Consider the following 255-nt stretch of genomic DNA (forward strand, 5'->3'; position numbering starts at 1 on the left):
CACCAGACGCAGCATTGGAAAAGGTGTCTGGCGTTCGGTCGGCGTATTTCCAGAGCCGAAATGATCGCGCAACTCGGGCGTGTCCGGGGTGCGTAGCAGTGCACCGTCCACGGCAAACACTTGCAGGTCCTGCCACGTATCATCGGTGTACCGCTCGGAGCCCCATTGAGTGCCGGTTTTGCGAAATAGCCACTCGACAGGATCTGAACCGAGCCGCTTGCGGGCTTCTGTTACACCGCTACGAGCCAGCAGATG

At 59.6% G+C, this 255-nt stretch carries 1 pseudogene; it reads right to left on the reverse strand.

Annotation, left to right across the window (positions count from 1 at the left end):
- Nucleotides 1-255: pseudogene (locus AACY08_RS30290) on the reverse strand (IS4 family transposase); the annotation flags it as partial.

This window comes from Pseudomonas sp. EL_65y_Pfl1_R83, from assembly GCF_963970695.1.
GTDB lineage: Bacteria > Pseudomonadota > Gammaproteobacteria > Pseudomonadales > Pseudomonadaceae > Aquipseudomonas > Aquipseudomonas tritici.